Below are 20,404 nucleotides of genomic sequence, written 5' to 3'. Positions count from 1 at the left end.
TCACACACTCACCTCTCTCCACCCGAAGGATCATTGATTCCATGCCGATGACTCCCGAGAACGCGACATGGTTCGCTGACGCCTTCTCCACCATTGTCAACAACGTCGGTCAGGCGCTGCTCGACAAGGAAGACGTGATCAAGCTGGCCCTGACCACCATGCTCTCCGAGGGGCACCTCCTGCTCGAGGACGCCCCCGGAACCGGCAAGACAGCCCTGGCCCGGGCTCTGGCGGCCTCGGTGCAGGGGACGCACTCGCGCATCCAGTTCACCCCCGACCTGCTGCCCAGCGACATCACGGGCGTGACGATCTACGACCAGAAGACGGGCACCTGGGACTTCCACGCCGGCCCGATCTTCTCCTCGATCGTCCTGGCCGACGAGATCAACCGGGCCAGCCCCAAGACCCAGTCGGCCCTCCTGGAGGTCATGGAGGAGTCCCAGGTGACGGTCGACGGCGTGCGCCACACGACTGAGCGCCCCTTCATGGTCATCGCCACCCAGAACCCCATCGAGCAGGCCGGCACCTACCGCCTGCCCGAGGCCCAGCTCGACCGCTTCCTCATGAAGGCATCCGTGGGCTACCCCAACCGGGAGGCGCTCACCCGGATCCTGTCGAGCTCGGCCCACCCGGACCGTTCCAAGAACCTGTCCGCGGTCGTGGCCTCCAGCGTCGTGGCCTCCATGGCGGACCTGGCCGCGTCCAACCACATCGAGAACTCGGTGCTGGACTACATCGGGGCCCTGGTGGAGGCCACGCGCGCAGCCGAGGAGACCCGCATGGGCGTGTCCACCCGTGGTGCCATCGGCATGGCTCGGGCCGCCCGGGTGTGGGCGGCCTCCCAGGGGCGCAACTTCGTCCTGCCCGACGACATCAAGGATCTTGCCGAGGTCGTGTGGGCCCACCGCCTGGTCATGGACCCCGACGCCGAGTTCAGCGGCGCCACCGCCTCCGGCGTCATCACCGCCGCCCTGGCCCAGGTCCCCGCCCCCACGACCCGCGATTGAGTCGTATGACGCCTCAGACGACGTCGCAGAATCCTGCCCGCCAGGCCCACCCGGGTTCGGCGGGCGGGTCCGGTGCATCCGCCTCTCCCGCCGTACCACCGAGCGCCTCGGGGGCGTCGGCGTCCTCGCAGTCCACGGCATCGGCTGCGTCGTCGGCCTCCGCGAACGAGGCCCTGACCGCCAGGCCCTCGCAGTCCCGGCTGACCGCAGCGGCCGCAGTGCTGTTGCGGCCGCTGCGATGGCTGCTGCACACCGTGACCCCGATCGGGTGGGGCAGTCTGGTGCTGCTCGTGGCCTGTGGGCTGGTCGGAGCCGTCATGGGCTGGCAGGAGGCATGGAGCGCCACAGTCGTCGTCGGCATCATCGTGGTGAGCGCCTGGCTGTGGCTCATCCCCCGCCGCGGCTACTCGGTCAACCACAACCTGCTCGAGTCCCGCGTCACCGTGGGCGACCACGCCCTCATTCGCCTGACCGTCACCAATCCCCGAACCCGGCCGCTGCTGCCCTCGCGCATGGAGATGCCGGTGGGGCCGGGGCGCGCCGTCTTCGTCGTCCCGACCCTGACCCCCGGGGCCGTGCACGAGCGCGGCTTCGTCCTGCCCACGCAGCGTCGAGGCGTCGTCACCGTGGGGCCGGTCCTGGCGGTCCAGCGCGACCCAGTGGGCCTGCTCCAGCGCGAGCGCTCCCTGAGCACCCCGCAGGACATCCACATCCACCCGCGTACCGTGCGCCTGGGCACGGTCCTGCACGGTGTCCTGCGGGACATCGAGGGCGCCGTCACCCAGGACCTGTCCAGCTCCGACGTCGCCTTCCACGCCCTGCGCGAGTACGTCCCCGGCGATGACCGACGCAACGTCCACTGGCGCACCACGGCCCGCACCGGTCGGCTCATGGTGCGTCAGTTCGAGGAGACCCGTCGTTCCAGCCTGCTCGTCCTGCTGTCCACCCGCCAGGACGACTACGCCGGGGAGGAGGACTTCGAGACCGCGGTATCCATCGCCTGCTCACTGGCCATGGATGCGATCCAGGACGGGCGCGAGGTCCGCTTCATCACCCAGATCGGGGCCCTGCCCACCTCCTCCGCCCTGCGGATGCTGGACACGTCCTGCCTGCTGAGCACCGGTGAGGACGACATCAGCTGCGACCTCCTGGTGCGACACGCCTGCACGGCGCACCCCGATGCCTCTATCGTCGTCCTTGTCACCGGTCAGCAGGTCGACCGCGCCGTGCTGGCCCGGGCTCGCGGCTTCGCCCCCCTGCCGATGGTGGCCGTCGCCTTGCGCGCGGGCCAGCACGGCCTGTCGCGGCACCACGCCGGAACGATGCCGGTCGTGGACATGGACCGTCTTGAGCAGCTTCCCACCGCCCTGAGGCGAGCACTATGACCCCCACGACGACCCCCACCACCATCTCCCCACGCACCGCGAGCTCCCCGCTCTCCGGTGCCTCACCCGCCGGGGCGTCCTCTCCGGCCGAGGCTCCCTCGCGGACCACCGCGGAGTCCTCCAGTAGCACGACCGAGTCGTCCTCCTCCTGGTCGACGGCGACGTCGTCGCGCACGCGCAGCCTCTCCAGCAACGAGACGACTCGTCGTGCCCGCTCGATCACCGGCGCCGGCCCGCTTCTGGCACGTCCGTCCCGGCCGGCGCTCTCCGCCCGCCGCTTCCTGCCTCCCCGGCGCGGCGCCAAGCCGCCCACACCAGCGGCCGCCGCCCTCGAGCTGGTTCTGATGGCCGGGATCCTCGCCATCGGCGCGGTCCCCTTCCTGCCGGTCTTCGCCTCCGTGGTCGGCTGCCTCGCCGTCGGCTACGGCGCGCTCATCGGCGCCCTGACCTCATTGGTCTGCTCGCGCCTGCGCCTGTCGGTGCTGCCGAGCATGGCTGCCCTGGCGCTGGTGCACGTCCTGGTGGCCCCCTGGCTGCTGACCGACGTCGGCTCCGGGATGGCGGCGATCAAGACCGTGCTGGGATCCACGGTCACCGTCTGGCGCGACGCCCTGACTGTGCCGATGCCGCTGAGCTCCTTCAGCGGCATGACGGTGCTGCCGTGGATGACCGGGCTGGTGGTCTCAGCACTGGCGACCCGCCTCATCCTGGCTGGTCGTGAGGTCCTGGCCGGCCTGATCCTCGTCTGCCTGCCCGCCGTCGGCATCGGCTGGGGCGGACAGGAGGCCGTGCGTCCCACTGCGCTGGGCATCCTGTTCGTCGTCGGGATCCTGGCCCTGTGGACCTGCGGGTCCCTTCGTCAGCGGCGCAGCCACGTCGTCGAGGCCCTGGACCTGAGCTCCTTCTCCACGACCTCGGGCGCCACGAGCGCCCGCTCCACCGGGGACCTCGGTCGGGCGGCCCTGCGCGGAACGGTCATCGCCGCCGTGCTGCTCCTGGTCACCTCCCTGGCCGCCATGATCCTGACGCCCACCGCCCCCGCCTCCCGGACGGTGGTGCGCGACCTGTTCCAGCCGCCGCTGGACCTGACCGAGTACGCCAGCCCGCTGTCCCTGGTGCGCACTCTGGAGACGGACAAGGCCCACACCCGGCTCATGAAGCCCACCAACCTGCCCTCGGGCGGGCGTATCCGCATCGCCGCCCTGGACTCCTACGACGGCCTGTCGGCCCACATCGGTCAGAACGAGAACGGCCAGTCGCGCTTCGAGCGCATCGGTGACAAGACCCAGCTGACGGCCAACCGGCTCGACGGACGCAAGCAGACCTCCTCCCTGACCATCGAGGACTACAGCTTCCCCTGGGTGCCCACGATGCCCGAGACGATCCGCATCGAGTCCTCCGGGCCGCGTCAGTCCGCCCTGCGGGAGGGCATGTACTACGACAAGTTCTCCTCCACCGGGGTCGCCACCAGTGGCCTGGCCACGGGCGACGTCCTCACCGAGCGGGTCGCCCCCTACACGGCGCCCTCCGAGGCCGCTCTCAACAAGGCGTCCCTGGAACAGACCTCACTGGGACCGATCGAGCAGGTGCCGCCGTCGGTGGCCTCCCTGGCCAAGGAGATCGTCGGGGCCGAGTCCAACCCCATCGCTCAAATCCGGGCGCTCCAGCAGCGTCTGCGCACGAGCTACTACTCCGACGGCACCAAGAGCCCCTCCCAGCCCGGGCACGGGGCCGCCCGCATCGCCTCCATGGTGGAGGCCGACTCCCTCATCGGCGACGACGAGCAGTACTCGGTGCTCATGATGCTCATGTGCCGCTCACTCAACATCCCGGCCCGCGTCGTCATGGGCTTCGACCCGGCCACCGACGGCGACGCCAAGACCGTCACCGGCGAGGACGTCAAGGCCTGGGTGGAGATCCCCTTCGAGGGGCTGGGCTGGGTGTCCTTCGACGTCACGCCGGACCGCGACCAGGTTCCCCAGCAGCAGACCACTCAGAAGGTCTCCAACCCCGAGCCCAACGTCCTCCAGCCCCCGCTGCCCAACGAGGACCCGGCCCAGCTGCCTCCCAACTACGAGGACCCGCAGCGCGACGACCCCCAGGACAAGGACAAGGGCGGTCTGCCGACCGCGGTCATCGCCGTCGGCGGCTCCATCCTGGCGATCGCGACGATCGTGGGCTCCATCCTGGGCTGGAAGGCCTGGCGGCGCAGTCGACGGCGCGCACGCACCGGCGTCGGTAAGGCCCTGGGGGCCTGGGAGGAGATCCTCGACCGGGCCCGCGATCTGGGGCGCTCCCCGGGGTGGGGAGCCACTCGGCGTGAGGCGGCCACGCAGCTGGCTCCTCACTTCCCGCAGGTCGATCTGCCTCGATTCGCCGGAGCAGTTGATACCCAGGTCTTCAGCTCCGGGGAGCCGCCGTCGTACGCTCTAGGGGAGTTGTGGGACTCCTCAGATGCGATCGTCCGCTCCATGGGGGCGGAGCGCTCACGCCTGGGACGGGTATGGGCCCGTTTGTCCCCGCGCTCCCTTGTCCACCCCGCCGGGAGGCGGTCACGTCGACCCAGGAGGTTGCGGTCATGACGATCACTGCTGACGCCCGTAGCAGCGCCTCGACCGCTGCGGACCCACCAGCATCCTCCCACCTGCCCGATGACGCGTCGCAGAGTGACGTCGTCAGTCCGTACGGCATGATGTCGGCCGCCCCCGGTGATCCGCACGGCGGCGCTTCCCACGGTGGCGCAGAGCCGGCCGTCTCCCGGGGTTCGAGCCCCGGAGCGGCCGAGCCGGATGCGCACACGCCGTCCCCTCCGCATCGTCGCCTCCCCCCGGCCCCGGTGCGGGCGCGTGTCGTTGCCGGGGTCATCGACCTCGTCGTCGGTTCGCTTCTGGTGGGGGGCCTGACCACGGCCATCTGGCAGGTGAGCGGCCGCCCGGCCCTGACCAGTGGGCTCATCGCCTTCGGAGTGATCGTCGGGGCACGCTGGCTCACCATCGCCGCCACCGGCTGGTCCCTGGGAGGGCGACTGCTCAGGATCCGCATGCTGGGGGCCCGCAACCAGGCCCCCTCACCGCTGGGCTCCTTCCTCCACGCCGATCTCATCCTGGCCGTCAGCATCACCACGCTCGGCCTGGGCACCATCGCACTCATGCGCACGGCGGCCGCCGACCCCGAGGGGCGCGGCTGGCACGACAAGCTCTCCGGGATGGCGTTGCTCAATGCCCGCAGGGCCAAGCGCCCCAACCGGCCGGCTCCCTCAGCGGCCGAGCCGGAGAGGCGTCCTGTGACCGAGCCCGCCTCCACCGCTCCCCGGGCCGCGACCACGTCCAAGGCACCGCAGGAGTCCTCTTCCCAGGACATCGGTGAGGCGTGGGACGCCGCCAGGCGCGCGTCCTTCTCCTCATCGCCCAGCGAGCAGAGCACCGCGAGCCAGGAGCCCGCCGCGACACCGCCCTCCCAGGCCACCGAGGTGCAGGACGAGTCTGCCTCCCGCCGGCGACACTCCGAGAGGGCCGAGCGCAAGGCCGAGAAGAAGGCGGGTAGGGCGGCGAAGTCCAAGCAGGCCAAGAAACGCGGCTCCCGTCCGAGCTCGACGCGCGCACGGACCGGTCAGGAGGCGGCGCAGGACGCCGAGCAAGCCACCTCTGCGGGCGCCCAGAGCGCCGTCGAGGCCGGCATTGTCGGCTCTCCCGGGGGGACCGCGCACCCGACGACGTCGGATCCGGTCTCCTCCTCGATCCGTCGGCCCCGACCGGCACGCCCGGGCCGGCCCGCGCGCCACGCCGGCCGGGCACTGACTGCCGGTCCGTCCAGCCGCACCGTCTCCCGCCCGGACTCGGCCACGGCGACCGCGGCCGCACCTCGGACCAGCGTCAAGGCCACCAAGGCGGCGACCGTGTCGTCGTCCTCCTCGGCGAAGTCGGCGGCCTCTGCCGGACCGGCGATCGTAGACACCGACGCCGAGGCCGTCGCAGCTGCTTCCGCCACCCCCATGGACCCCCAGACCTACGCCGCGATGGCAGCCACTCAGGTCACGTCACGACCGGTGGTGGAGGATCCCTCGAGGCCCTCCGCAGGGCCGGTGGAGGAGGGCGCCGTCAAGACCGCCCCCAAGGCCCCGGAGGACGCCGCTTCCCCGGCTCAGGAGGACGCGGAGGCGGCACAGACCGCCCCCGTGGGGACCAGGGAACCGGCATCGGGCAATACCGCACCGTCCACGTCACCCGCGCCGAGCTCTGCCGCGTCGACCGAGGGACGAGTCGAAAAGCGGCCGGTGCCCGCGTCCTCTGGGTCCAACAGCGCCCCTTCACGGCTGTCCTCGCAGATGGATGGCGATACCGCTACGCTCGACGTCGTGGAGGACGCGCCGCCACAGTCCACGGATGGCGCCGACGGTCAGGGCGACGAGGCCGAGAAGCCCTCAGCGGAATCCTCCAAAACTGCGGCCGATTCCGAGGCATCCCAGTCCTCCACGCCGCCAGATGCGACATCAACACCACAAGTCCCGCGCTCGAAAGCCACAAAACCCGTAACATCACAGACGATGGAACCACGACACGCCCACGCCCAGCGCTGGAGGAATCAGTCCGGTCACACCGGTAAGAAGACCTCCGGCTCGTCTGCTGCACCTGCCGAGGATCAGCGAGAGTCGGTGTCACAGCCCGGCGTTCCTCGTCGCGAAAGCCTCTTCACCACCGAACGGCAGCGCTTCGCCTCCGGAGCGGGCCCCGTCCCGGAGGTGGCGCACACCTTCGACACCTCCAGCATCCTGCCCTCAGGGGACCGCAACACGCAGGCCCTCATCGACTCGGTGCCCTGGTCCTCGGTTCCCACCTCGGTCGACGCCGCCACGGTCGACTCCCTGCCGGAAGGAGCCATCGTCTCCGACGACGGCCTGCCCCAGCAGCCCGAGGCGGCCTCAACACCTCCGCAGCGCACGTCCCCGATGGACCTGACCAACCCCGCCACGGTACCCGGTGGGGTGCCGGCATCCTCGGAGGGCAGCACGCACCCGACCGTGCGCAGTCACCGCAGCCACGCTCGGACCTCCGCCGACAGCGCGACGAGCGCGGCCGCCCCGGAGGCGAGTTCTCCGCGCCGGTCCCACGCCTCACACCGCTTCCAGGGACCGGGAATCCCCTCACCTGCGGACGGACACGCCGCACCCGACGAGTCCCGCAGTGACGCCCAGGCCGATGAGGCCGGCGCCTCGCGTCGCGAGCGCCCCACCTCCGCTCAGGGGCCGACGCAGTCCCGAACCAGCGTGTCCCGGCGCAGTGCCAGCAGCATGCCGGAGGCTGCCGCGTCGACCTCCGCCCCTGCAGGTGTCTCCCTGCCCCCGGTCACCCCGGTTGTCGGCGCGAGCGCCCAGGCGGCCACGCCGTCGCTCCCATCGGCCTCCTCGGCCGCTCCGGCCCTGTCGGTGCGTCTTGTCCCGCTGCTGGGAGGCAACCCGATTCTCATCCACGAGCCCACGGTGGTGGGCCGCGACCCCGACAACATCTCGGCCTACCCCGGGGCGGAACGCGTCGCTCTTGATGACCCCACGCGCTCGGTGTCCAAGACGCACGCGGCGATCTTCCCGCTGCTCGACGGGGTGTGGGTCACCGACCTGCACTCCACCAACGGGACTCGGGTGGAGTACCGCGACGGGCGCACCGTCGAAGCCATACCGGACAAGGCGCTGTCCGCTCTGGAGGGCAGCACGATCTTCTTCGGCCGCGTCGCCTTCAAGGTGGAGGTCGTCTGAGTCCGGCACCGGTTCCCCTCAAGCACTGGGGCCCGCACTTCCTTCAAGGAGTGCGGGCCCCACTGTCTCTGGTTGTCGGCGGCGCTCGTTCAACCACCTCTCGTGAGCGATCCCCCTCAAGGTGACCTGTTCCACGAGGTTGGGACGGCCTCAGCCGACGTCGAACCACGGCCTCCGAGCCCCTGTGCAAAAGCCGGAGGGGGTCAGGTAGGAAAGGTGAAGCCGGCCCCGGGATGAGAGCACCCGGCTTCCCCACCAAGACCCCGCGGAGTCGACCCCGCCGGCAGCCCAGTGTCCACAGCGCTGACATCAACGGGCCCGGCGTCAGGGCGTCCAGCGAGGATCGTTGGAATACTGCGGTTTTCCTTCGGGGTGCGGCGTCGGTGCGGTGTTGATGTCAGCACCGTGGACACCGACAACCCGTCATGCTTCTCCCCTCGGCCCACCATCGCCTCCAGGACAACCGGCCCGCCCCGAGTTCCCGCCCGAGCGAGCGCCTCGGAAGCCATGACCCTCACATGTCTCAGAAGTGAGGAGGCAAGACAGAGCCCCGATCCACGTGGAGTGCCGCCTCAACTGTGAAGAGCCGCGCAGCTGGCACGGGGCGACTGGCTACGTGAACTGCCACCCGGTGTACAGGATCACGACCTCGACGAGGCTTAGGATCTGGCGGTAACGACGAGAGGGGACAACGTTGATCGAGGTTTCCGCCGAACAGGTGCTCGCATGGCGACTGCGCAGGCACTACCTGGAACCGTTGACGGACGCGAGTCCTGTTGAGATCGTCGGACGGCTCTGCGGTACGCAGGCGCAGGTGGCTTCCGCTGCTGAGACCGCTATCGCCTTACGGCAACGCAACCCGCGACCTGACGGGGTCAAGCGTGCGTATTCCGAGCGCTCGCTTGTCAAGACGTGGGCAATGCGCGGAACGCTGCACGCGATGCGTTCTGCGGACGTGGCGGAGTACCTGTCACTGCTGGCCGGCGCTCGTACGTGGACCAAGCCCTCCTGGTCACGGCACTTCGGCGCTACACCGGAGGACGTCGCTCAGCTGACGGAGACTGTCGCAGAGCTCCTCGACGGTCAGGTACTGTCTCGCGACGAGCTAGTGAGCGAACTGGTTCAGGACAAACGGTTCAAGGGGATGGAAGAACAGCTGCGCTCCGGGTGGGGCGCTCTGCTCAAACCTCTCGCATGGCAGGGTGTGCTGTGCCACGGCCCAAACCGTTCTTCGAAGGTGACGTTTACCCACCCTGCCAGTTTTCTGAAGAACTGGAATGGGCTACCTGATCCTGAGGAGGCGGCACCAGCGGTCATTGAGCGATACCTCTCCGCCTACGGCCCAGCGACCCCCGAAACCTTTGACGCGTGGCTCTCACGCAACAGCAACAAGAAGTCAACGCTCAAGGGCTGGTTCGCCAGTCTTGGCGAGCAGATCGTCGAGGTGAAGGTGGAGGATGAGACACGATATCTGCTGGCCGAGCATGAGGACGAGCTCGCGGCCACTCGGCCCAGCCGCGCCACCCACCTCCTAGGAGCGTTCGACCAGTTCGTCCTTGGTCCTGGTACGAAGGACACTCACATGCTGCCGAGCGAGCATCGCTCGCGGGTGAGCAAGGCTGCGGGTTGGATCGCCCCCGTCCTGACCCAAGGGGGTCGGATCACCGGCGTCTGGAAACTGGATGACGGGAATCTTGTCGTCACCCCGTTTCCAGGTGAGCAGGCGCCGCCGTCCGCGGTGCTGGAGGATGCGGCTGCGCGGCTTTCATCAGTGCATGGTTTGGTGAAGGTGACACTGCGGGCGGAGTGACTTCCCAGCCTTCCCCGGTAGTCCCGGCCCTCGGTCAGTACACGCCGGACACCGTCACGACTGCGAGCGACTGTTCCCGGGAGGCGACCTCAGGGGGTGTCGACGCAGGCGGTCTTGGCCGGGGAGGCCTTACCGTCTGAACGCACAGCGGTGACCTCCAGGCAGGTGCGCGCCGGCTGGGCATCGACGACGACCTCGTTGGTGCGGACGGAGTCCACCTCGGTCTCCTCATCGGGAAGCTTGACCCGGTAGAGGTAGCTGCCGGTCCAATCCGTCTCCGGCTCGCCCCAGGTGAACTTCACCGTGCCGTCGCCCTGCGCCTCACCCACGATATCGCCCACCATGGGCACCGAGGCCTGCAGGGGGTTGGCGTCGGTCTGCGGGGCGATCGTGGCAATGGGGTTGCCGGGCTTCTTCCGCTTGTCCTGGTTCTGGGAGACGATGATCGCGGCGACGACGGCAGCGACCATGGCCACGACCAGCAGACCGGTCAGCACGGCCCGCATGCGGTTCGGGCGGCTAGGTTCGCCGGCCTCCGAGTCCGACGACGAGCCCTTGTCGTCACCGTCGGGATCCACCCGCATGGCGATGTGCTCGCTGGTGACGTCGACCTGGTTGAAGACCCCCATCTTCGTGGCGGTGTCGGCCTCATCGGGGTTGGGGCGCCTGGCGGACTTCGCGGCCTTGTCCGGCTCCTGGAACAGGTCGACGGTCGTGATCGGCAGATCGAGCTCGGCCTGGACCTGCTGGAGCGCCCGGGCGAAGGCCAGTGCCGTCGGGTAGCGCGAGTCCGGGTTCTTGTCCATCGCCACCGACAGCACGCGGTGCAACGACGGCGGGGCGTCCTGACGCCCCAGCGGCGGCAGGGGATCCTTGACGATACGGCGGGAGAGCTCGTAGACGTCCGGGATGCCATCGGTCTCGAAGGGGCTGCGCCCCGTGAGCATCGCGAAGGTGGTTGCACCCAGGGAATAGATGTCGGAGGCGGGATTGGCCGAGCGCATCCCGACCAGCTGCTCGGGGGGAGCCCAGGGCACGCTCATCCCCCGCAGCTCCTCGGATCCCTCCGGACCGCTCATGGCGGAGATGCCGAAGTCCGAGAGCACCGGACGACGGTAGGTGGTGAACAGGATATTGGCGGGCTTGATGTCTCGGTGGACGATGCCGGCCCGGTGAGCGGTCTCCACCGCTCCGGCGATCTGGATCGCCGTCGACAGGGTCTCAGCGACATTGAGGGGACCCTGGCGCAAGATGGCGCCCAACTGCGGCGGCGGGCAGTACTCCATGACCAGGAAGGGGTGGCCGTCGGCGGAGACGCCCGCGCCGTAGATGGACAGGATGGCCGGGTGGGAGGAGACCCGCGCCATGAGGTTCGCCTCCGACTCGAAGCGGGAGGCGGTCTTGTCCTCGACGTCAGCGTTCATGACCTTGACCGCGACCTCGCGGCGGGGCATGTGCTGCTCGAAGAGGTAGACCGTGGAGTAGCCTCCCGCTCCGAGTCTCTCCAGGTACGTGAACCCGGAGATGACCGGAGGCGGTCCCTTGTGATCCAGCATCAGGGGAGGTTCTCAAAGGCGAGGGTCTGACCATCGCCGAGATCGAGGACGTCTCCGCTGCGCAGGAGCACCGGATTCGCCGAGGACAGGCGCACAGGCGCCTCGTTCTGGCGGTTGAGAACGGTGCCATTGCAGTTGCCCAGGTCCTGGGCCAGAACGCTCCACGCATCCAGGTCGATGAGGATGTGGTTGCGGGAGACGAGCTGGTTGGGGCTGGCGACGGTCAGCGGACGGAGGGGGACCTCCGCGACGCTGGTGATGTCGTCGGCCACAGGGTTGCGACCCACCAGGAGGGGACGGTTGAGCTCGATGCTCTCTCCGCCGGAGGTGACCACGCGCCCCAGTGGGGGGCAGGCCACCGACTTGGCCGGACGGTTGAGCTCAGCTCCGCAGACGCGGCACACGGTGTAGTTCGTGGGGTTGGGGTGGCCCTGGGGGCACACCGCCGACAACACGATCCGGATGGCGTCGGGTTCACTGGGAGAGCTCGCCGAGACAGGGGACGCCGGGCTGGAGGGCCCGGACCCCACGAGGGAGACGAGCTCGCCGACCAGGTCCTCGGGCAGGCCGTTGATGGTCTGTCCGTCGTGGTCCCCGCGACCGAGGTCCGCGGTCATGGGCTCACCGGCGGAGGGCTGCACGAGCTCGACCGCCGTCGCGGCCGCAGCCGCGGATCCGGCCGACTCGGCGGCTTCCGCCGACTGGCTCGGCTCCAGGGGACCGAGCCCCTGATTGAGCAGCTCGGCGCGCAGCTCCTGGGAGAGGTCCTCAGGCAGGCCGTTGATGGTCTGTCCGTCATGGTCCCCGGAGCGTACGGGCTCTTCCTCGGCGTGCGCCTGCGCGGCGGCCTCGGCAACAGCAGTGGCCTCCGCGACCACGGCAGCCTCGGCGGCCTCAACGGGCACGAAGTCGGCCGGGGTCTGGGCGACCTCGGTGACCTCAGCGGCAGCGTCCTTGATACCAGCAGCCTCAAGATCCTCGCTCGACGGGGGCGGAGGGGGCGGGATCATGGCCTCTGCCTCCTGAGCGGAGGGGATCGGCAGGGCCGGGATATCGAAGACGGGGGCGATCAGCAGGTCCTCATCGGAAGCCTCCGGTGAGGACTGGGTGGCGACCTCGGCAGCCTCAGGAGCCTGAGCGTCCGGAGTCGCGACGGGAGCCTCGGGGGACTCTGGGGACTCGGGCGACGGCGTCGCCTCGGTGGCCTCAGTGACCTCGGTGATGCCGGCCACGACGGCAAGCAGGTCAGCGGGTCCCTCGGAGTCGGCGATCAGGGCCGGCTCCTCAGAGGCGTCGGAGTCCTCGGCGGAGTCCGCGGACTCACCGGCGGTGGGCACGGCGGCTTCAACGGCCTCAGCGCTCTCGAGGGACGCGGCGAGCTCGGCACCGTCAAGGGCCTGCTGCTCGGCGTTGTCCTGCGCGATCTCAATGAGGTCGTCGACGACGTCGGGGGAACCAGCGGTCTCGGCAGGCGCCCCTTCAGACGAGTCGTCCTGCTCCGAACGGTCCGATGAGGCGGACTGACGGCGTGAGGCACGACGCGACGCCCGACGGGAGGACCGAGAGGTCCTCACCGCAGCAGCTGGGGATCCGGCGGAACCGGCAGAAGTGGTGGAGTAGTCAGAACCAGCCGGGTCAGGGTCATCGTCGTCGGAGTCACCGGACCCCTTCGACGATGCACGGCTGGGGGACGGGGTCCCACTCGACTTCTCCGATCCGCGCAGCACCAGGTGGCCGGTGCTCACGACGGCGTCGACCGCCGGGCGACGCACCTGACCGGCGCCGTCGGGCGCGCTGACGATGACCGAGTTGGGAGCGGTCACCGTCGTCTCGAACCAGGTGGTGACCGCGGAGGCGTCCAGCGCCTTACCGTCGACCTCCATCTGCGGGGCACCGCGCAGCGCCACGTGGAAGACGTCCTCGGGCGCCGAGACGGCGAGCACGAAGTCCGGGATCGCACCCAGACGTCCGCCCATCCCCATCACGAGCTCATCCAGGGCGCGCGTCAGCGAGGCCTCCTCACTGCGCAGCAGCCGCCACAGGCGCTCGGTGAGGTCCTGCGGCACCGACGGGGGCAGGATCATCACAGCACGTGGCGTGACCACGCCTGTCCACGAACCCTCGGTCCACCAGACCTCGTTGTTCGCGCTGCTGTTCGGGCTGTTTGTCATCATTTTTCTCCTCAACGGACGATACAGACACCGTCACCCAAGTATGCCTGGCGTCCCCGGTGCACGTACTCCGGTCGGCCGGGTGAGAGTCGATGAACGCCCTCCTCGTCCTCGATGTGGGTGCCGTTCGTCGAACCCAGATCTGTGACGAGCACCCCATCCGAAGCGGGCACGAACAGGGCGTGCGTCTTGGACACGGAGTCCTCCGAACGGAGCACCGCGACGAGCTGGGCATCCGGGTGGGACTCGATGGGGGCCGGTCGACGCCCAAGAACAATCGGCCCCAGAACTGGGATTACTGAGCCCTCAACCACCAGGGAGCAGGCCGACACCGAGGTCGGCCTGGCACTGAGAAGAACCGTCCCGGCCAACCGGTCGAACCAGGTGCGCTGTTCAGCACGCCATAGTGAGAGAATCCACAAGATCAGGGGGGCCAGCCCTGCGGTTGCCACCAAAGAAAGGCCCAAAAATGCGACGTAAATCACCGCAGAGCGCCCGGGGGGACTGTTCGTGTCCGTCACCCTCCGGAGGCGGACCCCCGTCACCAGACCACCGGGTGTGGCGCCTGTCATCGCCATCATGGCAGTCATCACAGCAATAAGCAGCACAACCGCCCCGACAGCGAATAAGATTCCACAGCAGCGCTCCGAGACGGCACAGAGTGCGATGATGAGCCCCGCATCCACCAGCACGCGGACCACACGGCGGCGTGCGGATGCAGGCATAATTGTCGTATGTCGCTCTCGGGTCCTCATAGGACAGACATGGTAGGCGCCCAGCCCACTGCCTCGCAGTCGGACGAGGTCTCGGAAGGAACACACAGTGCAGATCGCGGTCACTCCTGATCCCCAGCGATGGGTGATCATCCCGCCCTTCCCGCCTCCGGGGTGGGCACGGGAGGAGGCCAGGCACCGCAGCGCCCATCTGGGAGTGACTGGACCGCAGTGGCGCTCCGAGCTGGAGTCCCTGCTCAACGAGCTCCAGGCCATGGAGCGTCAGGGCCGCTTCGCCCGTCTCATGCACATCGACGACGTCGCCCACCCGCCCTTCGTCATCGACCTCAGCCTGGAGATCGCCAAGGATGACGGTTCCAAGGAGGGACGCCGCGCCACTCAGCGTCAGATCATCGCCGCACTCCTGCCCGAGGCCGAGCTGGTGCGCCTACGTCCGGGCCCGGACATGGTGGGGTTCTCCGCCTTCTACGAGTCCAACGGTCCCACCCAGGGCGTCGTCGTCCTGAGGCTGGCGGGACTGCCCACGGTCCCGGTGGACCTGGTCATGCGCCTGTGGGGCGCCGCCGCCGAGGACATCGCCCCCAACCTGGATCATCTCGTCGAGCTGGCCCGCCAGGTCGCCCCCGTCGTCTGAACGGCACAGAAGGTCCCGGCGATCACGAGCAGCGACGCCGCCGCTCAGCGCCAGTCCCCGCCTCCCTCTCCCAGCCCCCCCCCCGATCCCTCCCCACCGCATTCCGATGAGGCCCCCCGCGGGGGCGCGGCGGCAGCGTCGTCTCTCAGGCCTCCAGCGCCTCCGCCGCCTCGAGCCACTGCTCCTCCAGCTCGGCGTGCGTCGCCTCAGCGGCCACGAGCTCACGGCCGAGCTCAGCCAGCTCCCCCACTCGCTTCGGATCGGCTGAGACCTCCTCCATGCGCGCGTGCAGCGCGGCGAGCGTCTGAGCCGCGCGCTCCATCTTCCGCTCGATGCGACCCAGCGCCTTGCGGGCCTCGTGACGCCTGGCCCCGCTCGAGGCGCTGCGCTCAGACATGGACTCGCCCGCTGCCCGCGTCGTCGCGGATACCGCAGCGCCCACTGAGGCTCTCGGGCCCCCCGAGGCCCCCATGGCCTCACGGCGCATCTGGAGGTACTGCTCGACCCCGCCGGGCAGGTCACGCACGCTGCCGTCCCCCAGCAGCGCGACCTGGTGGTCGGTCACCCGCTCCAGGAGGTAGCGGTCGTGGGAGACGACCACGAGGGTGCCGGGGAAGGAGTCGAGGATGTCCTCGACGGCGGCCAGGGTGTCGGTGTCCAGGTCGTTGGTGGGCTCATCGAGCAGGAGCACGTTCGGCTCGGTCATGAGCAGGCGCAGGAGCTGGAGGCGACGGCGCTCCCCGCCGCTGACCTCACCCACCCGGGTCCAGGCGCGCTGGCGGGTGAAGCCCAGGCGCTCGACGAACTGGGCCGCAGTCATCTCCTTGTCCCCGACGACGACCCGCTCCCCCACCATGGCCACGGCCTCGACGACACGCATGTCCGCGAGCGCGTCGAGCTCATGAGTGGACTGCGACAGGGTGGCCACCTGGACGGTCTTGCCGCGGACGACGCGGCCTTCGGTGGGCTCCTGAACGCCTTCGAGCAGGCGCAGCAGGGTGGTCTTGCCGGCTCCGTTGACGCCGACAATGCCGACCCGCTCGCCCGGTGCCAGCCGCCAGGTGACATGGCGCAGGACCTCCCGCTCGGCCGGGGCCCCGCCCCTGTCAGCCTCGGCGGCCCGGCCGGTGGAGGCCGGGTAGCGCACGGTGACGTCCTCGAGGTCGAGGACCTTCTTTCCCAGTCGGGCCGTGGCCATGGCGGTCAGGGCCACGATGTCGCGCGGGGGCGGCACGTCGGCGATGAGGGCCTCGGCGGCCTCGATGCGGAAGCGGGGCTTGGAGGTGCGGGCGGGGGCGCCGCGGCGCAGCCAGGCCAGCTCCTTGCGCAGGAGGTTCTCGCGCTTGACGGCGGCCACGGCGGCCTGGCGGGCGCGCTCGGCCCGGGCCAGGACGTAGGCGGCGTACCCGCCGTCGTAGGTCTCGATGCGGCCGGCTACCTGGGGGCGTCCGCCGCCGGGGTCGACGCCGGGGACGACCTCCCACACATTGGTGCAGATGGCGTCCAGGAACCAGCGGTCGTGGGTGACGGTGACCAGGGCGCCGGAGGCTCGTCCGCCGGGGCCGTTGAATCGGGCCCGCAGGTGGCGGGCGAGCCAGTCCACGCCCTCGACGTCGAGGTGGTTGGTGGGCTCATCGAGGATGACGATGTCGGCGCGGCGGGTGAGGACCGCGGCCAGGGCGACGCGACGGCGCTGGCCTCCGGAGAGGGTGTCGACGTCGGCGGACAGGTCGAGGTCGGCGATGAGCCCGGCGTGGATGTCTCGCACGGCCGGATCGGAGGCCCACTCGTGCTCAGGGGACTGGCCGTGAATGGCGGTGCGCACGGTGGCGCCCGGCGGCAGGTCGTCGGCCTGGCTGAGGACGGCCACACTCACGCCACCGGTGCGGGTGACGCGGCCGCCGTCGGGCTCGCGCCGACCGGCCAGGGCAGCCAGGAAGGTGGACTTGCCTGCGCCATTGGGGCCCAGGACTCCGACGCGGGTGCCGTCCTCCAGCCCCAGGGTGACCTCGTCCAGGAGCAGGCGGGAGCCCACTGTCAGGCGCAGGTTCTCCACGCCGAGCAGGTGCGCCATCAGCCCACCACCCGGGCGCCGGCCACGGGGGCGTCGGCACGCAGGACGCCGGCGACCAGACCCGAGGCCTTCAGTGCGCGCGAGACGCACTGGGCGCTGCCGGGGTCCTCGACCAGGGCGGCGATGGTGGGGCCGGAACCGGAGACGATGGCGCGCAGGGCCCCGGCCTCCTCGGCCACGGCGATGACCTGGGCCAGCTCGGGGCGCAGGTCGAGGGCGGCGGCCTGGAGGTCGTTGTGGAGGGAGCCCGCCAGACCGCGGGCGTCGCCGGCGCGCAGGGCCGCGGTGAGGGCCTCGGGCACGTCGCGCACGGCGGGTTCTCCGGAACCGGCCAGCTCGTCGAAGCGCTGGAAGACCGCCGGCGTGGACAGGCCCTCATCGGCCAGGGCGAAGACCCAGTGGTAGGAACCTCGGGTCATGATCGGGGTGACGAGGTCGCCGCGGCCGCTCCCGACGGCGGTGGCCCCGGTCAGGGGGAAGGGGACGTCGGCCCCGAGGCGGGCGGCCAGGGCGGAGAGCTCGGGCAGGGACAGGCCCGTGCCCCACAGGGCGTTGCACGCCACGAGGGCGGCGGCGGCGTCGGCGGATCCTCCGGCCATTCCACCGGCGACGGGGACGCGCTTGCGCAGCAGGAGGTCGACGCCCTCGCTGATGCCGGTGGTCTCCGCCAGGAGCGTGGCGGCCCGCACGGCCAGGTTGGACTCGTCTACGGGGACGTCGGCGTCGGGCTCCTCGAGAGTGAGCGTGACGGTGCCGTGGTCCTGGGCGGACTGTCGGCGGGCGGTGACGGTCTCGATGAGGCGGACCGCCTGGAAGACCGTTGTGAGCGGATGATAGCCGTCAGCGCCGGGGGCGCCGACGGACAGGAAGAGGTTGACCTTGCCCGGGGCCTCGACGCGCACCGAGCTGGCCGAGCCGCTGCGGGGCGGCGCAGAGGACTCGCGCGGACCGGTGGGATCGTCGGGAACGGCACGCAGATGGCTCATGACTGCTCCTGTGAGGTGGGAGGCGTTGGCGCAGCGGTCTCATCGGCGGCGACGGGCTGCAGCACCTCGGCCAGGGCGGCGAAGGCGGTGATGTCGAGGGTCTCGCCGCGCCGCGTCGGGTCGATGCCGGCGGCGCGCAGGGCGCTCTCGGCGGCGTCGGCCCCTCCGGCGAGCTTGGCCAGGGCCTTGCGCAGGGTCTTGCGGCGCTGGGCGAAGGCGGCGTCGACCACGGCGAAGACCTGCTCACGGGTGGCGCGCGTGGCGGGAGGACGACGGCGTACGAGCTCGACGAGGGCGGAGTCCACGTTGGGCACGGGCCAGAAGACGTGTCGGGAGATGGTCAGCGTGCGACGGGCCGCGGCGTACCAGGCGGCCTTGACGCTGGGGACCCCGTAGGTCCGCGAGCCGGGTTCGGCGGCGAGGCGGTCGGCGACCTCCGCCTGGACCATGACGGTGACGCTCTCCAGGCTGGGCAGGGCCTCCAGCGCGGTGAGCAGGACGGGGACGGCCACGTTGTACGGAAGGTTCGCCACGAGGCGGGTGGGAGGGTGCCCGGCCTCGCCCAGCGACTGCGGACCGGTGATGCTCAGCGCATCGGCCTCGATGAGGCTGAGGCGGCCGGCGGCCTGCGGCATGCGGTCGGCGACGGTGACGGGCAGGGCCCGGGCCAGGACGGGGTCGATCTCGACGGCGATGACGCGCGCGCCGGTCTCCAGGAGGGCCAGGGTCAGGGAACCCAGTCCCGGTCCGATCTCCAGGATCGTGTCGTCGGGGCGCACGCCCGCGCTTCTGACGATGCGGCGCACGGTGCCGGCGTCGTGGACGAAGTTCTGTCCCAGCGTCTTGGTGGGGCGGATGCCCAGTGCCTGGGACAGGCCGCGGACCTCGGTGGGGCCCAGGAGGCCGGCGGCCCGGGAGCCCGAGGAGCCGCTGTGATCCTGGGGATCGCGAGGGTCCGGGCAGGCGGCATCGGCGGAGGTCTCAGAGGTGGCCTCACAGGCTCCTGCAGGGTTGTGCCCGTCGGCGCGGGTGGCTCCTGCCGGGGGTACCTGTGAATCGGGGGCCGGCAACGTCATGGGGACACAGTAACCGGCGCCCACCTTTTGTCACTGTGAGATATCTGGGAACATGCCGCATGCTCTCTGCATGATCGGGTTCCGGAGCGTGCGTGCCCTCCGTGGAGACTTCGGCCGCTCAGTGCAGGCCGAGCTTGTCGGCGCAGCCGGGCCACTGGCCCCAGCCGGCCTGGGCCTGAAGCTTCTTAGCCATGGCGGTCTGGGTGGCGGCGTCGGCCTCGTGGGGGTAGCCGGTTCCACCCAGGGACTGCCAGGTCTCCAGGGTGAACTGGTACATGCCGTAGAAGCCGTTGCCGGTGTTGGTCGCCGGATTACCACCGGACTCGCACTGGGCGAGCTTGGCCCACACGTCGTCGCCGGCCTCACCGCCGGTCGTGCCGGCACTGCCACCTCCGGATGCCGAACCGCCAGAACCTCCAGAACCTCCGGAGTTTCCAGAGCCGCCGGAACCCCCGGAGCTGCCAGAGCCCCCTGAACCGCCAGAGGAGTCCGACGACGCCGAGGGCGCGGGGGTCTGCTCCTGGTCCTGCTTGCTCTCCTGCTTCTTGGCGGCGCCGGTGCCGACGAGGACGACCTCATCCACCTTCTGGGTGACGACGACCTGGGCGACCGGGGTGCGGGAAACCTCCTTGCCGCCAACGGTGGTGACCTCATAGGTGGTGCGCACGACGCCGTCGACACCGGCGGTGGCCACCTTGGTCTCACCTTCGGGCAGGTCGCTGCTCTCCTGCTGGACGGTTCCGTGGGGGTCGGCGGCGTCAACCGTCTCGGTCGTCACTTTCTGAGTGTTCGGCGTGACTGAGACCCTGCTGCGACCGCCCTCAGCGTCGAGGCCATCGGCGCGCTGCTCAGCCGCATCGACACCAGAGGCCCGAGAGGGCTGCCCCACTCGCACAGCGGCATAGGCGGCCCCGGAGACCGCGACCGACAGGGCCAGAGCCGCCAGGCCGGCGCGCAGCGCGATGGCGCGCATGCCGTGCTGCTCCCGGACCGCCTCCTCCTGCGAGACCGGCGCCTGCGGCTCCTCCGGCAGGGCACGGGTGTGGGACTGGGCGAGGGGAGTCATGGGGAGACGTCCTTCCGATCGACGGCGAGTGCCACGGTAGTGGAAGCGTCGCGGCGGCGACAATAAACCGCCTCACTCCTTTGTGACATGCATCTCGCAGCAATGGCGACGGCGCCCGCCTCCCACAGGGAGACGGGCGCCGTCGACGACGTCCCG

At 70.3% G+C, this 20,404-nt stretch carries 13 protein-coding genes; 6 read left to right on the top strand and 7 right to left on the bottom strand.

What is annotated here, in order from left to right:
* Positions 1–41: 41 nt before the first annotated feature.
* The 5 genes from RIV12_RS09420 (at position 42) to RIV12_RS09400 (ending at position 9,951) form a co-directional block, all read left to right on the top strand.
* On the top strand, positions 42–1,007 hold the full coding sequence (locus RIV12_RS09420) for an AAA family ATPase (RefSeq protein ID WP_075417026.1): 966 nt from the start codon (positions 42–44) through the stop codon (positions 1,005–1,007).
* A 5-nt stretch (positions 1,008–1,012) separates the two neighbouring features.
* A complete protein-coding gene (locus RIV12_RS09415) occupies positions 1,013–2,392 on the top strand; it encodes a DUF58 domain-containing protein (RefSeq protein WP_309323395.1) in 1,380 nt (459 codons plus the stop codon).
* On the top strand, positions 2,389–4,974 hold the full coding sequence (locus tag RIV12_RS09410; protein WP_309323394.1) for a transglutaminase-like domain-containing protein: 2,586 nt from the start codon (positions 2,389–2,391) through the stop codon (positions 4,972–4,974). Before RIV12_RS09415 ends, RIV12_RS09410 begins: the two co-directional genes overlap by 4 nt.
* A complete protein-coding gene (locus RIV12_RS09405) occupies positions 4,971–8,141 on the top strand; it encodes an RDD family protein (protein WP_309323392.1) in 3,171 nt (1,056 codons plus the stop codon). Before RIV12_RS09410 ends, RIV12_RS09405 begins: the two co-directional genes overlap by 4 nt.
* Positions 8,142–8,835: 694 nt before the next feature.
* Positions 8,836–9,951: a winged helix DNA-binding domain-containing protein gene (locus RIV12_RS09400; protein WP_309323390.1), complete on the top strand. Its 1,116-nt coding sequence runs from the start codon at positions 8,836–8,838 to the stop codon at positions 9,949–9,951.
* Between the two features lie 89 nt (positions 9,952–10,040).
* On the opposite strand, the gene RIV12_RS09395 is transcribed toward RIV12_RS09400, so the two are convergent.
* The 3 genes from RIV12_RS09395 to RIV12_RS09385 are packed head-to-tail and all read right to left on the bottom strand — an operon-like array spanning position 10,041 to position 14,403.
* On the bottom strand, positions 10,041–11,507 hold the full coding sequence (locus tag RIV12_RS09395; RefSeq protein WP_075419106.1) for a serine/threonine-protein kinase: 1,467 nt from the start codon (positions 11,505–11,507) through the stop codon (positions 10,041–10,043).
* Positions 11,507–13,681, bottom strand: a complete 2,175-nt coding sequence (locus RIV12_RS09390) for an FHA domain-containing protein (RefSeq protein ID WP_309323388.1) — start codon at positions 13,679–13,681, stop codon at positions 11,507–11,509. The genes RIV12_RS09395 and RIV12_RS09390 overlap by 1 nt, the downstream gene beginning before the upstream one ends.
* 8 nt (positions 13,682–13,689) lie before the next feature.
* Positions 13,690–14,403, bottom strand: coding sequence for an FHA domain-containing protein (locus RIV12_RS09385; protein WP_178388891.1), 714 nt, complete (start codon positions 14,401–14,403; stop codon positions 13,690–13,692).
* Between the two features lie 97 nt (positions 14,404–14,500).
* On the opposite strand from RIV12_RS09385, the gene RIV12_RS09380 reads away from it, so the two are divergent.
* Positions 14,501–15,046 carry a hypothetical protein gene (locus tag RIV12_RS09380; protein ID WP_075419103.1) on the top strand — a complete coding sequence of 182 codons (546 nt, stop codon included), beginning with the start codon at positions 14,501–14,503 and terminating at the stop codon, positions 15,044–15,046.
* 145 nt (positions 15,047–15,191) lie between these two features.
* Here the strand turns inward: RIV12_RS09380 and RIV12_RS09375 are convergent, their stop codons facing one another.
* From RIV12_RS09375 to RIV12_RS09360, 4 genes are all read right to left on the bottom strand, one after another.
* A complete protein-coding gene (locus tag RIV12_RS09375) occupies positions 15,192–17,120 on the bottom strand; it encodes an ABC-F family ATP-binding cassette domain-containing protein (RefSeq protein ID WP_309323385.1) in 1,929 nt (642 codons plus the stop codon).
* Positions 17,120–18,106, bottom strand: coding sequence for a 4-(cytidine 5'-diphospho)-2-C-methyl-D-erythritol kinase (locus RIV12_RS09370; RefSeq protein WP_309323383.1), 987 nt, complete (start codon positions 18,104–18,106; stop codon positions 17,120–17,122). Before RIV12_RS09370 ends, RIV12_RS09375 begins: the two co-directional genes overlap by 1 nt.
* Entirely contained in the window at positions 18,103–19,182 is a 1,080-nt protein-coding gene (gene rsmA, locus RIV12_RS09365; protein WP_309323381.1) for a 16S rRNA (adenine(1518)-N(6)/adenine(1519)-N(6))-dimethyltransferase RsmA, read from the bottom strand. Before rsmA ends, RIV12_RS09370 begins: the two co-directional genes overlap by 4 nt.
* Before the next feature lie 118 nt (positions 19,183–19,300).
* On the bottom strand, positions 19,301–20,248 hold the full coding sequence (locus tag RIV12_RS09360) for a resuscitation-promoting factor (protein ID WP_309323379.1): 948 nt from the start codon (positions 20,246–20,248) through the stop codon (positions 19,301–19,303).
* Positions 20,249–20,404 lie beyond the last annotated feature (156 nt).

It is taken from the genome of Actinomyces stomatis (assembly GCF_031292835.1).
Classification (GTDB): domain Bacteria; phylum Actinomycetota; class Actinomycetes; order Actinomycetales; family Actinomycetaceae; genus Actinomyces; species Actinomyces stomatis.
The sequence above is the reverse complement of the archived record's forward strand: the minus strand, read 5'-3'. Positions and strand labels throughout refer to the sequence as shown.

Excerpts from the sequence above, each read along its gene's own strand:
- RIV12_RS09420 (WP_075417026.1), top strand. The coding sequence starts at position 42 with ATGCCGATGACTCCCGAGAACGCGACATGGTTCGCTGACGCCTTCTCC.
- RIV12_RS09415 (WP_309323395.1), top strand. The coding sequence starts at position 1,013 with ATGACGCCTCAGACGACGTCGCAGAATCCTGCCCGCCAGGCCCACCCG.
- RIV12_RS09410 (WP_309323394.1), top strand. The coding sequence starts at position 2,389 with ATGACCCCCACGACGACCCCCACCACCATCTCCCCACGCACCGCGAGC.
- RIV12_RS09405 (WP_309323392.1), top strand. The coding sequence starts at position 4,971 with ATGACGATCACTGCTGACGCCCGTAGCAGCGCCTCGACCGCTGCGGAC.
- RIV12_RS09395 (WP_075419106.1), bottom strand. The coding sequence starts at position 11,507 with ATGCTGGATCACAAGGGACCGCCTCCGGTCATCTCCGGGTTCACGTAC.
- RIV12_RS09390 (WP_309323388.1), bottom strand. The coding sequence starts at position 13,681 with ATGATGACAAACAGCCCGAACAGCAGCGCGAACAACGAGGTCTGGTGG.
- RIV12_RS09385 (WP_178388891.1), bottom strand. The coding sequence starts at position 14,403 with ATGCCTGCATCCGCACGCCGCCGTGTGGTCCGCGTGCTGGTGGATGCG.
- RIV12_RS09375 (WP_309323385.1), bottom strand. The coding sequence starts at position 17,120 with ATGGCGCACCTGCTCGGCGTGGAGAACCTGCGCCTGACAGTGGGCTCC.
- RIV12_RS09370 (WP_309323383.1), bottom strand. The coding sequence starts at position 18,106 with ATGAGCCATCTGCGTGCCGTTCCCGACGATCCCACCGGTCCGCGCGAG.
- rsmA (WP_309323381.1), bottom strand. The coding sequence starts at position 19,182 with ATGACGTTGCCGGCCCCCGATTCACAGGTACCCCCGGCAGGAGCCACC.
- RIV12_RS09360 (WP_309323379.1), bottom strand. The coding sequence starts at position 20,248 with ATGACTCCCCTCGCCCAGTCCCACACCCGTGCCCTGCCGGAGGAGCCG.